Annotated in this window: 8 protein-coding genes; all 8 read right to left on the reverse strand. The window is 49.7% G+C overall.

The window, feature by feature from the left end; genetic code table 11:
• Positions 1-255: 255 nt before the first annotated feature.
• Positions 256-6,018, reverse strand: a complete 5,763-nt coding sequence (locus tag ACO6V5_RS01910; RefSeq protein ID WP_422411097.1) for a hypothetical protein — start codon at positions 6,016-6,018, stop codon at positions 256-258.
• Positions 6,019-6,170: 152 nt separating this feature from the next.
• Complete coding sequence (locus tag ACO6V5_RS01915; RefSeq protein ID WP_422411095.1) at positions 6,171-14,051, reverse strand: hypothetical protein; 7,881 nt, start codon at positions 14,049-14,051, stop codon at positions 6,171-6,173.
• Positions 14,052-14,528: 477 nt separating this feature from the next.
• On the reverse strand, positions 14,529-16,388 hold the full coding sequence (locus ACO6V5_RS01920) for a V-type ATP synthase subunit A (RefSeq protein WP_422411093.1): 1,860 nt from the start codon (positions 16,386-16,388) through the stop codon (positions 14,529-14,531).
• Between the two features lie 90 nt (positions 16,389-16,478).
• A complete protein-coding gene (locus tag ACO6V5_RS01925) occupies positions 16,479-17,180 on the reverse strand; it encodes a DUF2764 family protein (protein ID WP_422134603.1) in 702 nt (233 codons plus the stop codon).
• 62 nt (positions 17,181-17,242) lie between these two features.
• On the reverse strand, positions 17,243-17,929 hold the full coding sequence (locus ACO6V5_RS01930) for an ATPase (protein WP_422134602.1): 687 nt from the start codon (positions 17,927-17,929) through the stop codon (positions 17,243-17,245).
• Positions 17,930-17,980: 51 nt separating this feature from the next.
• Positions 17,981-18,430: an ATP synthase subunit C gene (locus ACO6V5_RS01935; protein WP_317145793.1), complete on the reverse strand. Its 450-nt coding sequence runs from the start codon at positions 18,428-18,430 to the stop codon at positions 17,981-17,983.
• Positions 18,431-18,432: 2 nt separating this feature from the next.
• Entirely contained in the window at positions 18,433-20,241 is a 1,809-nt protein-coding gene (locus ACO6V5_RS01940) for a V-type ATP synthase subunit I (RefSeq protein WP_422134601.1), read from the reverse strand.
• Complete coding sequence (locus ACO6V5_RS01945) at positions 20,231-20,887, reverse strand: V-type ATP synthase subunit D (protein WP_422134600.1); 657 nt, start codon at positions 20,885-20,887, stop codon at positions 20,231-20,233. The genes ACO6V5_RS01940 and ACO6V5_RS01945 overlap by 11 nt, the downstream gene beginning before the upstream one ends.
• Positions 20,888-20,889: the final 2 nt, after the last annotated feature.

Consider the following 20,889-nt stretch of genomic DNA (forward strand, 5'->3'; position numbering starts at 1 on the left):
CTTTCAATCGCTCATGGCAGTTTCGGTAAGCTGTTGAGAGAATTTAGTTCACAGAGGCTAATCCGGTTAGCTGCTGAGCAAATTTAGTTCACAGTGATAAAGGGCAGTGGCAGTATAATTGAGTGATTTTTCAGGGAAGGAATGCATTAATACCTTTTAGCAGAACTTAATCGACAGACGGGTGTCAAAGAAACCAGTACGTATCGCTTTATACTGGTTTCTTTTGGATGGCTATGAAGGGTTCAGCTGAAGGTTTCACGGCTGCAGTTTTTTTCCAGACGCTGCACTACTTTCGGGAGTTGATGTGGCTTGAAGAGCATTTCTCTTATCATAAAAAGTAGCTGTCTTGCTATCGTCCTGTTGCAATGCATAGAAGGCACCCAGAGTGTAAGAGTAAGGAATGCTTTCTGCGTGGGAGAATGACCATCTAGGCACATTTTCCCTGAAGTATTTCTCCCAGCCATTCTCGAATAGCTTCATGGTGCGATCCCGACGCTCACGGAACTGAAGGTAATTTTCGTGTCGTGTCCAGCCATACAGGGTGCCGTTGGCTTTAACACGGTTTGTATAGTCTTTATCGGTTTCACTGACGCGTTGAGGTGAAGCAACAGTCGTACGTTTCACATAGTTATCTTGCGTTTCACCCACGCCCAGCCAGCGATTAATTTTGTCAAGACTACGGCCCAAAGGTCCACCCAGCCATTGAGTGAGCATCCTGTTGTCGTTCATAAAGAAGTCGTAAGTGAGGCTGGACGCCAGCGCGAATCCGAATGTTTGGGCGTAGGTAAACCCGGATAAAAGACCGTGGGCGTATGTTCCGAAGGTGGCTACCGGGCCCAGCAGCAGACCGGTTGTGGTAGAGGCCAGGGTTTTCACTTTTTGTGGTGTCACCCTGTGCAGCAGCGGTATCTGAACTCCCTGTCCGGAGCCCATGGATTGCACTATTTCCGGCACCAGACGGGAAATGCTGCGATACATCTGCGGGTTGGCGTTGTACTGTCGGGCAAACAGCATAGAGCCGGTTTTCAGCAGAATGACCGAGGAAGCGGCTTTACCCCATGGCATGGCCAGCCCGCCCAATTCGGAGATTTGTTCAATGCCACGGTGATAAGCATATTGCCCGGTTCGATCAGGATCAACACCATAAGATTCCAGCCAGTGCTGGAAAGGTATCAGCATCCGATGCAGGTAATCTCCTCTGCTGGTCAGATCCAGAAGATAGAGGAACGACAGGTTCGAGAGGGATAGCTCAGCAGCCTGCCAGGTGGTGTGGGTAGCCAGCAGGGGTTTGTAGCTGGAGAAGTACCAGGTGACAGCCTGTACCAGAGAGGCTGAAGGCTTGACCCAGTAATCCAGTAGCTGTCGTTCAACCGCTGCGGCATGAGCCTGCATTAATGTGCCATGAACAGTTTCGATCAGGTCTGATTCAGATATTCCGGCAGCACGGGCATAAGGTGCCAGGGTATCCTGAACATTGGCCAGGAATGCTGCTGTCCTGCGACCATTGTCAAAGGCAATATCATCAAGAACGTAGTTGGCGATGACCGCAGCTGCGTACTCTTTCATGCCAGTAACAGACTCTTTCATACCCGTCGGGCCAGTGGCTGTGACAGCTACTGGATCAAAGGCACTTTGCATGAATTCCTCAACAGCCTTGTCGGACAGCATCCGGGCAACCTTCTTGAAGTTGGGTATATGGACGTCGTGTTTGTAGCCGAGGAAGTGTTCAAATTCATCCACGGTCTGATAACCATCGACACCTCTGATGGCCTTCATGTAGTTTCCAAGCTCGATCTTGCTGATCAGTCCTTCCCGCAGCAAAGCAATGATCCTGCCACCACTGACAGAGTGGGCAGCGAAGTATTCCGAAAAGTCTTTCAGGTCCCCTGGTTTATGCTCGACGAAGTGAGTGGCTCTTTTGCCCATGCCGCGTATTCCATCGTCGTATTGTTGAGCCCCGGTTTTTATCTCATTCCTGGCCCTTAGCGCCAGATTCTGGACTTCCTCAATGACATTCTGAGATTGATCTTCTGAATGCCCGAAAGGCAAGCTCGTCTTCAGGCTCTTGAAGACCTCCACCATCCGACTGGCCTGATCAAAGGGCAGATCGTCTCCGACCATTGCCTGCAGGCGAATCGGTGCAAATTCATCGTTAAAATCAAACGTCGCAAGGCCGGGTATTGTTTTACCGTTTTTGACGGCTGATTCTGCCAGGTCCAGTGCGGCATCCAGAGCCTGTTGCCTGAGAGGGTGCTGCTCTGTGAAGGTGTCCATATCGGTCAGAACTTTTGCCTGTCTAGGTGTGAACTGGAAGGGACCGCCGTCATTTTCGACGGCTTCCTCTGCGGCCCTCAGGACTTCCTTCATTCTCTCAATGTTTGCTTTCCTGACTTCAATCTCTCTTTCCAGACGGGCCTGCTCCTGACTCAGTTGCTGAATCCTGCCGCCAGAACCATCATCACCGCCCAGTTTTACCAGCCTGTTTCTCAGGGCATTAACCCGGTGTTCATTGGTGTCAGTGGCGTCTGGTTCAAGACCCATGGTTTTTTCCATGGGGTCAAGAAACGTTTTATGAAAATCGATCAGGTCCTCTTCTGCTTTTGATACCGCTTCACTTCTCTGCTCCAGGGCTGTGTTCAGGCGGGTTATTTCGTTCTTCTGTTCGGTTTCGGCCTTTTCACCGGTGTTTCCAAAACGCTTGATCTCCTCTTTTTTAAGATCAAGACTCTCTTGTGCGTTCCTCTCTTCAAGCCGTGCATTGGTCAACTCCCTATTTTTCTTGTCGTGAATACGCAGTAGTTGCCTGACCCGAAAGTACTTTTTCCTGGCTGAAGGCAGTTCACCCAATAGTTCATCGAATTCATGGGTTTTGTCTTGATCGTGATTATCTCTTCTGCTCCGAATGACAATAAAGTAATCAGCCTCTTCCGGTAAAATTTCGTCATTTTCTTTTATCTGGATGTTGGTATTTGTTTTGCCTACCCGTTGCTCAACGATTAAATCCTGCTTCTCTTTGCTGTGTCCCGACAGGAAATCTTTGACATCCTCCATTATCTCTTGAGGGTGTTGTTCGTTACCTGCATCCAGCGCCAAGTCGGTCTGAGATTCTTTCATTACCTGATTGATTGCTGTGTCGTATTTATCTGAGATATGTCGGAGGTCAGCACGACTCCCGGCAAATAACACGTTTTTGCCACTAAGCCTGTTCAGTTTTCGATGAACATCTGTTAGCTCTGTTTCAGCTTTTTGTATTGCTTGTCTGGCTCTGGCTAGCTCACGATCAAGAACGTATCGGGGTTTGGGTCCCAGGCAGGCCAATTGCCTGTCAAGCTCTGTATCAATGGCTGTGATATGCTCATTAATGCTGACAATACCTGCTTTGGAAACTTCTTCATTCAGCTGTTGGAGTGTTCTTTTAATTAGAAAGTTCTGGTCGTCAATGCTGGCATCATCTTTATAGGCCGCAATGTTGAGTTGAGAAGCCATTTCATTGTTTCTGCGTCTTCTGACATCTTCATCGCCATTGGCTTCGTTTACTTCTGTTATTAATGCCTGAATTTTGTCTCCAACAACATACTTGCTGTTGTACAGGTAGTCATCGTTTTCAATAGTTAATCCCAGCTCATTGGCCAGCTTGGCAACGAAAGCTTTGCCTCTTTCTATAGCTCCATGGTTTATATCGGAGGAGATAAGCAGAACGTGCTCTATCATTTCAAGCAGGTCTTTCTGATGATTAAAGACTCGCGCATCCGTGTTTTCGACATGGTAGGTAAGATACCCTTGAATCTTCCTGAGTTTTGATGCCTTTTTTACGCTCGCAGGTATCATCTTTTCTTTTGAGAGGGCATCTTCTATCGTATTCAGCATGTCTTCTGAGACATCATTGCTGACAAGTTTTGTACGAACCCTTTCAAGCCTTGCTGTTTTGTAATCGTCTTTGTTAACTTGGATTTTGAATATTTCTTCTACTGTTTGCAGTATTTTTAGAGCATCTTCCTCTGCCTGCTGTCTGATTTTTATGATGTATGTCTGAATTTCATCAGAAATGGCTTGACGACGGTGATACACGTCATCAACGCTATCGGGGTCATCCATGTACAGGGTTCTTTCCACAGCGGTCAGTTTCCCAAGCACTCCATCTTTATTGCTATCAAAATTCATGGTGTTTAAATGACTGGCAATGGTTGCATGGTGTGCTTTGACTTCTGCTTCTCTTTCAGCGTTAAGGGCTTTTGTGACATCTGTTCTGATAGTACGAACTTGTGTTTCCAGCTCCGGGATTCGTTGAGCATCCAGCAGAAGTTTCAGTTCCATATTTTCCAGGTATTCCAGTTCGACATGAATCTTTACAAGCTCATCCTTAACTTCCCAATAGCGTTGTTGCAGCTCACCCAGCTTTTCCTTGCGACTGGGACTGGCTACTCCGATTCTGGACTTTAAGTAGTCATGAAGTCCTAAGAGGTCACTTTCTTTTGCATACAGCTTGTCCAGTTTTTTAAGCAGCTGTCTGTTCATGTCTCCTATGACTCTGGCAGCAAACTTTTTGTCCTTCTCATGATGACCGGTTTGCACCTGGCTGTCATGGTTGTTAATGGGTATAACATTCTGAATATCCTGGACAAAATGCGGGTTAATCAGAAGATTTCTGAATACGGGTTTGAAATTGAAGTGTTCTATGAGTTGAGAATGCAGCCATTCTGGCGTGATGACCGACGAAGCAACCCTGATGTGTTCCAGGGTGAATTCAAATTCAGGGACCTGAATCGAACGAGCTGGAGCATTACTGGCCAACGCCTGCTGGAGATATTCATAGTGAGCAAGTGCATCTATTGCCAGTTTATCTTCGTTTGTGAGCGTCGTCGGTTGATCTTCGTGAACGACAGCATCGTGCCGCGCAACATACTCCTCAAGTATTGCCATCTGCCTGCTTCGAATGACGTGCTGGTAGTTTTTGACCTTATGTTTTTCAACCTTTGCTAACACTGCAGGGACGGGGTTATTACCCTCAACTTCTTCCCAGAGGTAATAGAGGTTAGAGAGCTTTTCTACAAAGGCTATATCATTCGGACTCAGCCTCTGACCATGGAAAACAATCTCTTTCCCCGAAGCTTCTGCTACTTCAAGTTTTGGATAACCCGCAGGCACAGGATAAAACTTTGTGTCATCGTCGACGTGTACAACGTAACCGACGGGTTTGCTGTGGGCCATGAGTTCATTAAGAGCCTGCTGTTGTAAGTCCTCTCCCAGGACATGAACCTGGATATAGGCAGAGGTGGCTGCTGCCAGAAGAGCCTCCTCATTGATAAAGAGTGATTGACCCAGACGCTGCAGTTCAGGGGGCTGATCCCCCGAAGCGATAAGACGCATGAAAGTACGTCCATCCACTTCAACTTTTTCTACTTCAAGGGTGGCAAGGGCAATAAAGTGATCATTGGCGCCCAGCTTTCCTTTTCTGTCGTAGACAGCTGCCAGTAACTCATCCAGTTGCTGGGGGGCGGCGATTTTCGTCAATGGTTCTAATGGCTTCTCGTCATGAAATGCACGAAAAGCATTAATTGAATCCTCATCGGTCATTCCGGCTCTGACTTCAATGAACAGTTTCGTTTCTTCAAGGTTATGGGTGAACCTGAAGACTTCCTCATCATCTAACTTCAGGACTTTGGTGTATTTTTGAGCAACGCCATTGTCGCCTGTTTGAAACAGGTCAACACTGGAAACTTTGCCACCAACATTAGAAATTCTTTGTGTAAAGCTTGCAGAAGGAAGGTGATAGTAGTGTTCTCTGTCGATAGTATAAGGGTAGGTGGTTGTAAAGGAGTTGGGTATTGGCTGCTGGTCAGGACCTGGAGTTGGTCGAATCATAACGTCACTGTGGGGAAACTCCTCATGTCCACTGGCCTGAATATGGATAGATTTGGTATGCAGCCATCGATTAGCCAGTGCCTGTGTGCCAGTGAAGGACGAGCCGATCACAGCGATTACAGCAAGGCTTAAAGCATTGGGGCAAGCATTTGTCATTCTACTTCCTCGGAGATGAGTACCCGATTAGTGTGGAAAGTGGTTTCTTACAGGTGTTAATCGGTAGCCCAATCAGAAAGAAACCGGTATGTATCCTTTTATGCCGGTTTCTTTTGGGTGGCTATGAAGAGGTCATCCACTGGTTTCTGATATTAAAGTTCGTCGCGGGGATTTTTATTGTCACCCCAATCTTCATCAAGTTCGAAATCCTTAATCACAGCCTCAATATCAAGATTGTCTTCAGGATCAGCCTTGGCTGCCAAGGTGTCATCAGGCGCTAAAGTCCCTGTGGTGGCCGGTGTGGAGGAAGCAGCTGGAGTTGCTTCAGGCTCTGGCAGGGGAGTTGCCTCCACGGTGTCAGAAGCAACCGTTACACCCGCAGTGACCACCAGCGTCGCACTGGTTGGTGATGTTGTAGTGGTCGGCATTATTGGTACTTCAGCGGTTGTGGTTGTAGTTGTGGCTGCAGGAGTTACCAGTGCAGATTCAGTATTTTTCCATGTATCGTCTTTTTCGAGGTCGTCCATTTCAGCAGCTTGATCAGGCTCTTTCACCGAACTGGTCTCTGTGGGCTCAGAAAGCAGCTCTGCATCGGGAGTCATATACCACTCCTCATTACCATCAAGCTGATCGCCCACGGCTCCGGGCAGAAAGCTTGATTGAGAGGAGGGGCTATCGTGGGCAGAAAGTTGCTTATCATCGCGCTTTTGCCCTTCGAAGAAGGTACCCAGAGTGTAAGAGTAGGGCACACTCTCTGAATGGGAGAATGACCATTTGGGCACATTTTCTTTGAAGTATTTCTCCCAGCCATGCTCAAAGAGTTTTATGGTGCGATCACGGCGTTCGCGGAACTGCAGATAATTTTCATGTCTTGTCCAGCCAAGCATCATGTTGCCCGCTTTAACACGATTTGCATACTCCCCGTCGCTTTCACCGGAGCGTTGAGGTGTGGCAATGGCCGTACGTCTCACATATTCATGGTCCGATTCGCCCACGCCTCGCCAGCGATTAATTTTGTCAAGACTTCGGCCCAGGGGGCCACCGAGCCACTGAGTGAGTATTTTATTGTCGTTCATAAAGAAGTCGAAAGTGAGGCTCGACGCCAGGGCAAATCCAAATGTTTGAGCATAGGTAAAACCGGAGATCAGCCCATGGGCGTAGGCTCCAACAGTAGCTACCGGACCTAGCATGAGGCCGGCGGTGGCAGAGGCCAGACTTTTCACTTTTTGTGGTGTCACCCGGCGCAGCAGCGGTACCTGAACCCCTTGCGCGGAACCCATGGATTTCACTATTTCGGGCACCAGACGGGAAATACTGCGATACATATGGGGGTTGGCATTGTGCTGCCGGGCAAACAGCATGGAGCCGGTTTTCAGCAGAATGACGGAGGAAGCAGCTTTACCCAATGGCATGGCCAGCCCGCCCACTTCGGAGACTTGCTCAATTTGATTATGGTAGGCGTATTGGCCGGCTCGTTGAGAATCAACACCATAGCGTTCCAGCCAGTGCTCGAAAGGTGTGATCATTCTGTGTGCGTAATCACCCCTGTTGGTCAGGTCCAGCAGATAGAGGAATGACATGTTTGAGAGTGACAGCCTGGCAGCCTGGCAGGCGGTATGGGCCACCAGTAGTGGTTTGTAGCTTGAGAAGTACCAGGTGACAGCCTGTACCAGGAAGGCTGAAGGTCTGACCCAGTACTCATTGAGCTGTTGCTCAACCGCTGCAGCATGAGCCTGCATCAATGTGCTGTTGATAATCTTGATCAGGTCGGATTCAGGCAGGCCAGCAATGTGGGCATAAGGTGTCAGGGTATCCTGAACATTAGCCAGAAATGCCGCCGTCTTGCGGCCGTTTTCAAAGGCAATATCGTCAAGAACGTAATTGGCGATGACCGCAGCTGCGTAGTCTTTCATGCCGGCAACAGACTCTTTCATACCGGCTGGGCCAGAGCCGGTGACGGCCACAGGAGTAAAGGCACTGCGCATAAGTTCCTCAGCCCCCTTGTCGGACAGCATCTGAACAACCTTCCTGAACTCAGGCACCTTGACGCCCTGGTTGTAGCCAAGGAAGTGTTCAAACTCATCCACTGTCTGATAACCGTCGACACCTCTGACGGCCTTTATGTAGTTCTCAAGTTCAACCTTGCTGATCAGACCTTCACGCAGCAGTGTTATGATCTTGTTACCACTGGCAGAATGGATCTCGAAGTATTCCGAGAAGCTTTTCAGGTGCCCTGATTCATGTTCGACGAAGTAAATGGCTGTTTCACCCATGCCGTTAATGATTTCGTCGTAATATTTAGCACCTCTTCCTATCTCATTCCTGGCTCGGTGCGCCAGAATCTGGACTTGTTCAATGAGGGTCTGGGGCTGATCTCTCTCAGGCTCGAAAGGAGGAGGGGGGGAGGGGAAGTCTGCCTTGAGGCTTCTGAAAACTTCCAGCATCCGACCGGCCTGATCAAACGTCAGATCTTGTCCGGCCATTGCCTGTAAGCGAATGGGCGCAAACTCATCGTCAAAATCGAAGGTCGCAAGGCAAGGTATTGCCTTTCTGCTCTTTTCTGAAGAGGCTGCCAGACCTATTGCGGCTTCCAGAGCTTGTTTCCAGAGAGAGTGCTGCTGCGTGAAATCGTAAATATCAGCCAGAACTTTTACCTGTCTCGGTGTGTACTGGAAGGGGCCGCCGTCGTTTTCGGCGGTTTGCTCTGCAGTCTTCAGGTTCTCCTTCATTCTCTCAATGTCTGCTTTTCTGGTTTCTATCTCACCTTCCAGGCGGCCCTGTTCCTGAATCAGTCGCTCGATCCTGCCGCCAGTGCCATCTTCCCCGCCCAGTTGCAGCTGTTTTTTTCTAAGGGCATCAATCCGTTGTTCATTGGTTTCAGAAGCGTCTGGTTTGAGACCCACAGCTTCTTCAGTGGCCTCAAGAGCCGTTTTGTGATGTTCCATCAGAGCGATTTCTGCTTTTGATAAAGCATCACTTTTCTGCTTCAGGGCCAGATCCAGCAGCTCTATCTCGTTTTCTATCGCCTCTTTTCTTCGATCCAGGTTCTCTTGCACAGCAAGCCGACGAACCACTTCCGATTCATCGTTGGCGATCAAACATCTCAGGGCATCCCGTTTCTCGATATCGGTAGAGTCTGGTTCAGGACCTGTGGCTTTCTCAGTGGCTGCAATAGCCTCTTTTCTTCGATCCAGGTTCTCTTGCACAGCAAGCCGACGAGCCACTACCGATGCATCGTTGGCGATCAAACATCTCAGGGCATCCCGTTTCTCGATATCGGTAGAGTCTGGTTCAGGACCTGTGGCTTTCTCAGTGGCTTCAATATTCGCTTTATGAGCCTCCTGAACTTTCGATGCTTCTGATTCAGCGTCACTTTTCTGCTCCGGGGTTTGCTTCAGGTCGGTCTGCTCAGGGTCTGTAATCTGCGATTCAAATTCGTTCTCATGTTCGGTTTTAACTTTTTGTTCGATGCCTCCGGCTTTGTTAATCTCCTCTTTTTTACGATCCAGATTCTCTTGTGCAAGCGCCTTTTGATGCCGTGCAGATTCTATGTCCATGCCTTTTCTGTCGTGTACACTCAGGAATTCCGTGACCTGAGTGTATTTTTTTCTGGTTAAAGGCAGTTCACCTAATGTTTCATCGACTTCATTGATTTCGTCCCGGCCATGAATTTTTGCGAAGGCTGTAATGGCAAAATAATCAGCTTGTTTCGGTAATCGGAGGTGATCTTTTATCTGGATGTTCAGGTTTTTTGTGGCAGCCTCCAGTTTATCAATGATTTCATCTCGTCTCTCTGCACCGTCTCTCTGCATAAAGCGGTTGATGTCGTCTACTCGTTCTTCAGTGGTTTGTTCGTCACCTGCAGGCAGACCCAGTTCGGTCTGTATTTTTTCCATTGCCTGATTGAGAGCGCTGTTATCTTCATCCGAGATAGGTTCAATACCATCGCGATTTACCAGCACTAATTGTTTGCGACGAAGATCATTCAGCTTGCGATGAGCACCTGCCAGCTCAGTGTTAGCTCTTTCTATGACTTGCCTGGCTGTGGCGACATCACGTTCAAGAACGAATCGGGGTTTAGGTCCAAGGCGGCCCAATTGCCTGTCAAGCTCATCTTCAATGGCTGCGACACGCTCTTCAACTTCAGGCTGACCTGCATTCATCGATTCTTGATCCAGTTGCTGGGTCAGTTGCTGGAGTTTGCCGTTAATCAGCTCGATCTGGTCGTGGATAGCGGCATCATCTTTATACTCCTTAACGTTGAGTTTACGAGCCAATCGATTGTTAAAGGTTCTTTTGGCAGCTTCATCCCTATAGCCTTTGTGTAATTCATCCATCATTTTGTGAAGTACGGCACCCAGAGCATACATCCGGTCAGACAGGCTGAGATCCTTTTCAAACTCTAACTTCATATCACTGGCCAGCTTGTCAGTGAAAGCCTCGTGTCTTTTATTAGCAGCAGGGTTTTTCTGAGGGTTGATACCCAGCTTTTTCTCAATAGCAGTAAGATAATTAAGCTGGTGTTCTCTGGCTCGCAGATCGGATTCTTCGACTCGAGAGGTCAGATGCTCACGAAGCCTGTCGAGCCGTATATCTCCTTTCTCCGGATCCACCAGCGTTATGTCGTCCGTGAGGATCTTAACCATCTCGTCCAGCTGGTATTCTGATATATCATCACCGTTAAACTTTGAACGAACTGTTTCAAGTCTTGCTTCTTTGCCAGCATATTTGTCGATTTCGAGGTGGAATATTTCTTCCAGTGCTTCCAGTATGTTCAGAGCCTCTTCCTCTGACCTTTTTTCGGCTTCCATGATGTATGTCTTTATGTCATCAGAAATAGCCTCGCGCCGGAGATAAACGTCTTCCTCTCCACCGGGGAGAGTCATCTCCATGGCATTTTCCACGGCACTCAGTTTCTCAATTACTTCAGGCTTGGCTTTGGGATGACCCGGAGTTCTGACGTCTTCCAGTTCTTGTTCCAGTTCTGCAAGTCTGGAGAGCTTCTCATGGACGGTTGACTCCAGAGTGACGGGGTCTTCCTCATTCAGCTTAATACCAAGAACCGCTTCTAAAGCGCCTTTTCTGGCCTCGGTGTAAGAATTCTCTGCATCCTGTCGATCAGCCTCAACTTTATGATGCAGCCGTTCCGGATGGTCTTCCAGTGCCGAAAGTCTTTGAATCAGGTACTGTTTTGAATTCTCCATCATCTTGATTTTTTTAAGCAGGCTTTCTTGCTGTTCATCAATATCTGCATCGCTATCAAAATTCTGAATGTTCAGATGTGCGGCAATGGTTGCATAGCGAGGTTTGATTTCAGCGACTACTTTCGAATCTTTTCTGATGTTCTGCTGCAGAAAGCGTTCTCGATCTATCTGAGCTGCCTGCTGTTTCAGGTGCAGCTGAACAGTCTGGAAACGGGCTTCCAGATTTTTATCGTCAACCGGGAAAAGGCCGAGCTGTATTTCAATGTCTGTCAGCCTGTTTTTTACGACATCATCGGTTACTTCTATCTGCAGTTGCTTGAAGTATTGGGCGGCCTTGTGAATGGAATCAAAGCGGCTAATCAGATCGTTTTCATTGTCTGGAGTCAGTTTGAGCCCTTTTTCAATCTCCGCCATTTTTACTTTTAAAGCTTCAGCCCGCTGTTGTTCTGTTGCGGCAGCTGAACTCTCGATTTCGTTAATTTTCTCTCTGATGAGTCTGGCTTGCTCTTCTGATGGCGTGCTATCAATACCAAGCTCTTCTGCCAGCTGGATGTTATATTTGTCTATGTGTGCTGTTAATGTTATGTGATAGTCTTTTCTCTTATTCAGAGTTTGATCGACTTCCTTCCGAAGATCTGTCAACTGTTTTTTCTGTATTTCCAGCCCCTGCTGATGCTCAAGATGTTTCTGAATGGCCTGGTGACGGGCCTTCAGGTCATCTTTGTTAATCGGCATCAGCCCGAGTTGATCTTCTATAACAGCCAGCGCTTCTTCTTCGGCGAGTTCTGCCCGTTGCTCCATATACTCTTGAATAAACGCAAAGCGGGAACCCAGATCGCTTTCATCGTCCGGAGTAATTCCTAACACGCTTTCAATCGCCGCCAGTTTTGCCTCTGGAGCTTCTTCATAAGACTCTCCTGTTGCAGCGAATGTTGCGGCCACCGCCAGGTTCATTTTATGAATTTTTTTTATAATGAGTCTGATTTGTTCTTCGGATGGCTGGGTATTATCCCAGTTGTCAATACCCAGTTCTGCTGCCAGTTGAGTGTTGTAATTTTTTATGGCCTCTTCTCTGGCATGACTAACTTGTTGTTCCAGCTCTGGAATTCGTTTGACTTCCTGCTTAAGTTGATCTGAATGCTCTTGCAGCTGTTCAATCACTTCACGATTCTCTGCAAGCTGACTCTCAACTTTTTGCTTGAGTTGAACTGCATAGAGTTTTTCTTCCTCACTGATAGCGGCTTTCTCCGACAGGAGTTTCAGCTCGTTTGTAATCTGAGCCAGCTTACCCTCTAAGGCCATATGCTTTGTCAGCTTCATTTCCATCTGAACCATTTGGTTGGCGATGTCGCTCAAGACTCTGGAAGCAAACTCTTCGTTGTGAGCTAAAGCATCGAGCATTAATGAGTCGGCGGTGAGTAGATTACTCAAAATACCCTTAGCAAAACTCTTAATGATTAGATGGTGTCTTAGTGCGGGTTTGAAACTGAAGTGTCTGGCGAGTTGAATCTGCATCCAGGTTGGCGTGATGACAGACGAAGCAACTCTGACCTGTTCCATTGAGAATTCAAATTCATCTGCTGGAGCTGCTGCAGCAGCACTGGCCAATGCCTGCTGGAGATATTCGTAGTGTGAAAGCGCACGAAACGCCTGCAGATCTTCCTCTGTATACGTCACCGGTTGATCTTTGTCAGCTCCGGTAGAGTGCGTCGCTACAAGCTCCTCCAGCAGTGCCATCTGCCTGCATCGAATGGCGAACTGGTAGCTTCCGACCTTATGTTTATTGACCACTGTTGCTGGAGCGGGTTTGTTTGCCTCTGTTTCTACCCAGAGTTTATGGAGGTTTTCTACAAAAGCGACATCTTGCGGATTCAGCCTCTGGCCATGGAAAACAATCACTCCCTCCGAAGCTTCTGATACTTCCAGCTTCGGATAGCCCGCAGGCACAGGATAAACCTCTGTGTCATCTTCGGCCTTTACAACGTAGCCGACGGGTTTGCTGTGTGCCAGGAGTTCATTAAGAGCCTGCTGTTGTAAATCCTCTTCCAGAACATGAACCTGAATATAGGCAGAGGCGGCGGCTGCCAGGAGAGCATCGTCATTGACAAAGAGCGATTGCCCCAGACGATCCAGTTCAGGGGGCTGAACGCCCGAAGCGACAAGACGCATGAAGGTGCGCCCATTGACCTCAACTTTTTCTACTTCTATGGTGGCAAGGGCAACATAGTGATCACTTGAGCCGAGGTTTCCTGCTCTGTCGTTGGCGGCGTCCAGCACATCAGCCAGTTGTATGGGGGTGGCGATTTTTGTTGACGGTTCCAGTGATTTGATGCCATGCGATTGCCATCCTTTACGAATAACCTCAATTGAATCCTGATCGGTCATTCCGCCTCTGACTTCAATGAGCAGTTCGTTTTCTTCAAGGTTATGGGTGATCCTGAATACGCCCTCATTACCCGCCTTCAGGACTTTGGTGTATTTCCTGGCAACATTATTCTCGTCTGTCTCAAACTGATCAACACTGGAAACTGTGCAACGAGTATTATAAAAAATTTCTGAAAAGCTTATAGAAGGATAGAGAAGGTCCTCATTTACTGCAGGCTCATAAGGGTAGGTGGTTGTAATGGATTTGGGTATTGGCTGTTGGTCATCACCTGAAGTTGGCTGAACCCTGACCACACTCTGAGTGAACTCCACATGTCCATTGCCCAGAATATCGGCAGATTTTGTCTGCAGCTTGCGATCGGCCAGTGCCTGTGTGCCAGTGATGGAAGAGCAGATTGCAAAGGTCACAGCAAGGCTTAGTGCATTGGGGTGAGTATTTGTCATTCTAATACCTCAGAGCGGAGTACTTCTGATACTGCGAAAAGTGATTTCCATACCAGCCAAGGATGCAGATTCCGGTCAGTAGCTCATGGCTGTTAATCGCGTATGGCTGTTAATCGCTCATGGCTGTCAATCGCTCATGGCTGTCCCGGTAAGCGGTTGAGAGAATTTGTAAGTACCCAAAACTTTTAGCAGTTAAATGGAGAGCTGCAAGTTCAAGTGTCTAAATATCCAAATTCTGGCCAATGAGCAGGTAAAGATATGAGACCTGTTTCAGCTGTTTCAGAAGATCATTATTGGGAAGGTCTGATGGGAGCCAGTCACGGTTTGTTGTGTTCTCTGAGCAACGAACTGCGAAACAGGAACCTGTCAGGTGACTAACAGTAATCCCCGTCGTCTGGTGGGTGTCAAAAGGGAAAGTGTCAAAAGGGAAAGTGGGCTGAGGCGGTAGCCTCAGCCTAACTGGTGAGCCACTCAGAATCAGGCTGCGGCTGCGGTACTAATGTACTGACTCCTTAACTCTTCGATCTTCTGCAGATAGCCGTTGTATTCAGGGGAACCGTCGTGTGAATAGTTCAGGTTCTTGAGCAGGCCGGTCAGCTTGACGAAGTAGTCACGGGCAACTTCTTTATCCTTGAAGGCGTACTGCTGACTGATCAGGCTCACAACCAGCTCGAAGCAGGCCTGCTGGCGACTCAGTGGGCAACTGCTGTCGACGTCATCAAAGGCGTCCTGCTGGAGGTAAACCATATCCAGGAAGAAAGACTTCTGGAAAGTAACGTAATCTTCCAGAGTAATACCTTCTTCACCGGTCACCTGCATCATCTGGTTAATGCTGTCACCTTTGACAAGCAGAGCCTGCATTGCCTTGACGGTATCGACCCAGTCAGGGGACAGGTTTTTGCTGTACCAATCGGACAACTGATCAAGATAACGGGACCAGGAGATCAGTGGATCTATGGCAGGGTAGAAACGCTTGTAGGCGCGGTCGTAAGACAGCCCCAGAAAAGTTTTGACCGTACTCAGAGTGGCCTGGGTGACAGGCTCCTCGAAGTTACCACCGGCAGGAGATACGGAGCCTACCAGAGTCAGGGAACCTTCGTTTCCTTCTTCGTTACGAATCACACCACAACGCTCGTATACACCTTTAATGGCGGAGTCCATGTAAGCAGGGAAGCCTTCTTCACCCGGAATTTCTTCCAGACGGTTGGAGGTCTCACGCATGGCCTGGGCCCAGCGGGAAGTTGAGTCTGCCAGAGCGAGGACGTTGTATCCCATCTGACGATAGTACTCACCCAGTGTCAGACCCGTGTAGATAGAAGCCTCACGGGCAGCTACCGGCATGGATGAGGTATTACAGATGATGACGGTGCGGTCGATGAGAGAGCCGCCTGTTGTTGGATCTTGCAGGTGCGGGAATTCTTCAATGGTTTCCACCACCTCACCGGCACGTTCACCACAGGCTGTTACAATGACGATGTCGGCATCGCAGTAACGGGAGAAAGAGTGCTGGAGTACCGTTTTTCCGGAACCGAATGGACCGGGGATACAACCGGTGCCACCACGGGCAATGGGGAAGAAAGTGTCCACGATTCTCTGGGTGGTGACCAGGGGAGTATCAGGATACTGACGTTCAGTTTTACCTTTTCTGGACAGGGTTTCAGAAATGGAGTGACGCACTGGCCACTTTTGAACCATGGTCAGGGCAACCTCGTCTCCCATCTGATTGCGCACTTTGGCAACAACGGTATCAACGCTGAAGGAGCCTTCCTGAATCCAGATCACTTCCACTTCACCTTCGGTGTTGAAAGGAATCATGATTTTGTGGGTAAAGCGACCTTCCGGGACCGTACCAAAGGTTTCACCCGCGTGAAGTTTGTCGCCAATCTTGGCCACAGCTGTGAATGCCCATGTCTGACTGCGATCAAGCGCATCAATCTGAACACCACGCTGCAAGAACTTGCCGTGCAGAGACGCCAGTCTTTCCAGAGGGTTCTGCAGACCATCGTAGATCATGGAAAGAATGCCGGGACCCAGTTCCAGTGAGAGCAGCTGCCCCGTTTGGATGATAGCATCACCTACCGCGACACCCCGGGTGTCTTCGTAAACCTGAATATCTGCGATATCACCGCGAACCCTCAGGACTTCCGCCATCAGTTGCTCTTCAACCTGTTCATTGGAACGACGGCCGGGCACCACATAGACGACTTCGTTTTTGGTCAGTGGCTTACTGCCCAGACTCTTGATGGTGATGATATCACCCATTACGGCAACGACTTGGGCAGAGGCTCCGTGGGCCAGTGCCTGCTGTTCCGGTTCTGTGTTTGTCTGTTCACTCATTGGCGTTTTCCAAAAGCTGTTTACTGCTTGCCATGACGATAGAGTCCTCAGGCATCAGAGGGATGCTGTATCTTTTCATGGCTGCTTATATCAGGCTGTCCCCCAGGTACTGGTTCCAGATAGTGGGTGGACAAATTCGCCCAGCGCCAGGTCGGTCAATTCGTTAAAACGTTCCACTGCCTGGTCACCGTCGTAGGCTGTCCAGCGGGCGACCAGGTTCCAGCGCAGAAGATAGATCACAACCGCTTCAAAGTCGAAGCTGTGTTGTCTGCCAGCGTCGTCCAGTCGGCGCCACACGGCTTCCAGCAGGGTTTTCTCCAGTGTCAGATAGTCCTGCTTGTTCAGGCAATCAATAGCCTGTGGAATCCATGGGAAGGCATGCTGAAGGCCCAGTGTCGGGTTGCTCCAGTTGCGACGAATGTAAGCATAGCGGGTACCGAAGCTCCACTGGGGATCGCCCGGTGCCTGCTTGCCCTGCATTTTACGACGCAGTGCTGCCATGACCGTTCTCATGTCCAGCCGCCAGTTGATCAGATCACGCAGAGTCTGGCTGGGAAGTTCTCCATGCAGACGGGCAGCCAGCTTGATCAGGGCTGCCTCGTCTACATCTTCACCCAGGTGGCTCCAGTGCATAAGCTGCTCGACCTTGATCAGGGTATCCTTGTCTTCCTGATTCAACATGGAGAGGCGTCGATCCAGTTGCAGACGGGAGATCGGAGTGATCTTGCTGTCAAACAGTGAATCGATGTGAGGCAGCGAAGTCACCAGGGTGTAATAGGCGTTTTCTGCCATTTCATGCTCCCAAAAAGTCCGGCGTTTTCAGTCTTGACTGTCAACTTCCGACTCTTAACTCATTATTTGACGATACCTTCCAGCAGCGCCCGGAAACGAGGCTGTAGGTGCCTCAGTAAGACAGCAGTGACGGTTTGGTCACTCAGTTCTACTTCGATCTCCTTGTCCTGAAGACGGAATTTGATACCGCTCTGACTGGTCTTGCCTACCGAGAAAGTCACCCCCTCCTGAAGCATTTCAGCAGCCTGACCAGTGACGAAGTCCAACAGAGGACCTTTTTTAACCAGGTCCGGGTTTTTGCGCAGCTCATCAAGACCAATGACCTTGCGAGGCAGGACCACTTCCAGGTTTTTCTCGCCATGCAGGTTATTTTCGCCCGCCACTTCAAGAATCATCTGCTTGAGCACTTCTTCTTTCTCGAGGGAGCCGCTGACCAGGGCGCTGATCTGTCCGGAGAATTTTTCCAACAGGTAATCTTTCAGCTCCAGAACGGCATTACGCTCCGCGAGTTGCAGGGCTTCCTGACCGGATTGGGTGATAAAGTCCGCCTCTTCACGGGCTTTGCTGACAATCATGTCGGCTTTCGCCTGAGCTTCCCGGACCAGCTCGGCGGCATGGCTCTGGGCCTCGCTGACAATCCGGTCAGCCCGCTCACGACCGTCCTGTACGCCCTGATTGCGCAGTTTTTCGATCAGCTCCTGGACGCCAACAGAGACGTTCTGGCCGCCAGGATTCATTGCTGCTGTCATAATTTATTCCTCTGGTTAACAGTCCACCGTCTATTGTTCACAGTCTTCTGATCAGGCCGTGATCTGCTGACCCAGCACCAGAGCAAATACGAATGCGAATACCGAAAAGCCCTCAACAATTGCAGCAGGCGCAATGGAAAGGCCAAAGACTTCCGGTTTGTTCTTGGAGGCATTGATACAAGCGGCAACTGCCTGACCCTGGTAGATAGCAGAGTACATCAGGGCAATACCGGTCAGCAGACCAATACCCAGCAGGCCCGGGGCGCTGTTATCGGAAACACCGATACCGCTGAGGGTGAACATGATTACAATGCCGTATATAACCTGTGATGAAGGCATTGCCGACAGGCCTATAAATTTACCGTAGCCACTTTCAACATCCAGCATGGCACCACAGGCCGCCTGACCAGCGACTGAACAGCCAATGGCTGAACCCACTGCCCCCAGTGCAACCGGTGCAAATACGCCTATCCAGCCCAGGGCCAAGATCAGATTTTCCATGTTTAATCCTCTTGTTTTCTAAAAGATTTGAATGGGTAGCCCTCGTCGGACAGTCCCCAGTTAACGAATTCAATCACGTTGAGACGCATGCCATGTACGACACCGCTCATGATGCAAAGGGAAAAGTTGAGTATGTGTCCCAGCAGCAGAATCAGGCCGCTGAACAGCACGCCAATGACCGGACTGGAATCCAGGGCGTCCATAGCCAGGGTGTTGAAGGTCATTGCCAGGGAGGCACCGGAAAGACCCAGGGCAAACAGACGCATGTAACTCAGCACGTCACCGAAAGCGGAGGTGATGTTATAAATACCTTTCAGGCCGTCCAGACCTCTCAGGCAAAGACTGCCGATGGAGCGAACCGGACGGGTGCTGGTAAACAGGAACACCAGTAAAGCACCTGTGATCAGCCCGGCAGGTCCAACCTTGTCGGCAAAAACAGTCGGCAGAGTACCAGTCGTGCCCAGCCACATTGACAAACCCGAGGCCATAATAATTGCCCAGCCAACCGGGGCGAGCGCATGACTGCTACCCCGGTTGACCACTGCCGTCATGATGTTGGCAATGATCAAATGTGTCACACCGACAAAGACCGACAGTTTCATCATGGCACTGTAGTTGTTCAGGTTGATGACGGCCAGATGACCGAGAATCCCCCCCGATTCTGGTGCCACACCAAAGTAACTGCCAATCAGAACACCCCAGACAACGCCGGCCGCTGACATGAAGTAAGCCAGATTCATCAGGCGTGAACCGGCCTCGGTTTTTTTCAGGTTCTTGCGGAACATGAACACGATGCCACCAAACAGCAGGCTGTACATGGCGTCACTCATGATCATGGCGAAGAACAGTGAAAACGAGTAAAAGACCAGATTGCCCGGGTCCCAGGTACGATAGTTGGGTGTCTGGAAGAAGCCCAATGCATCTGAGCCACCGCCAATGCTGTCGGATTTTGCCAGCAGGGTAGGCGGATTGTCTTCTTCAGAGGGCTCCTCGAAGATCGCCGCAACGCCGTTTTCCAGACAAAAAGCCTCCACCGCTTTTTTCTCCGATACCGCTACCCAGCCCTGAACCAGGAAGAAAGTTCCCTCATCCTGAGTGCCACTGCTGGCTTCTTCCAGGGCAGCCTGGTCCAATCTGGCTGCCACCGTCTGACCCAGCAGATAGTGCCAGCGGGTCAGAGCTTCACGCTCTGCCAGCAGTTCTTCCAGCAGATGCTCAGACTCTTCCAGTTCCGTTTCAAGTCTGGAAAGAGGCACCATACCTACATGGGAACGTGGTACTGGCAGCAGGTCTTCTGCCGGTTCACTGGTAGAAATGACAATCACATAGGCCTGGCGATGGTCCCTGTGAATTTCCTCCCAGGGCAGGTCATCTTCCTTCAGGACTTCGGAGAGAGCCTCCATTTCACCCAAAGGAACGACATAAAACCAGAAGCGCTGGCCATTCAGGTCGGACAGGCTGGGCAAGCTGAACTCTCCCCACTGACGAACTTCACGGATTCGCTCAACCAGTTTGTCACGGGCATCGGACACTTCCCGAACAGAGGTCTTGTTGTCCAGAACCTCGGCAACGACCTGATCAATGCAGACATGGTTTTTGTCTTTGAGCTGTCGACGTGTTCGTGGTGAGCGCTCCAGCCAGGCTATAGCTTCACTGGCCTGTGCCGGTTGCATGCGCAGGCTCTGATCCACGTTGTTATCGGACAGTGGAATCAGGTGCATGCATCCCAGAGTCTGGAGTCCCTGAAGAATCCGGCTTTTGTCTTCTCCGGGCCCGTATAGGGTAATTTTATTCAGCCGTTTAATGGCCATTGACGTCTGCCTCCAGTGATTCCAGTTCACGGGCTCTGGCCAACCTGGCTTCCTGAGCCAGCACTTTACCCTTGGAGAGCTTGGCGTTCATGACGTTGGCACGATCCTGGTCAGACAGGTAGATCTGGATTTTCTGGATACTCTTGCGGGTTTGCGGAATCAGTACCTTGGAAAACAGATTTACCCTTTGGGATGTTGTCCGGGTGGCCTTGTCCAGCTCTTTATGACGCAGCTCGCGCACCTGGTACTCAATGCGCAGACGCACCATCTGCTGAAGCAGTTCAACCAGAAAGTCGACCCAGACCGGCTTGGCCAGGTCACTGTAGGCTTTCAGGCTAATGGCGATGTTCTCTACCCTGGGTACTGCTGTACCCACGATATTCTCATCGATCAATGTGACTCTGGTTACCTTGACCAATCCTTCCAGAGGCACGTCTTCCCGGGCCAGCATCGGGAGCTGTTCCCTGACCAGACGCTCAACGTCCGCCAGATGAGACCGGGTTTCTGCCAGCGCCTCTTCAGCCTTTTTCCGTTCAACCATCAACTGTTGGCGCTTCAATTCCAGTGCCGGCAGATAACGGTTGTAGGTTTTGAGGCTGCGTTTTTCTTTGTTCAGCGAGCTTTTATTGAGGGCTACCTTGGCCATGG

This window comes from Endozoicomonas sp. ALD068, from assembly GCF_049310145.1.
In the GTDB taxonomy this organism is placed as follows: Bacteria; Pseudomonadota; Gammaproteobacteria; order Pseudomonadales; family Endozoicomonadaceae; genus Endozoicomonas_A.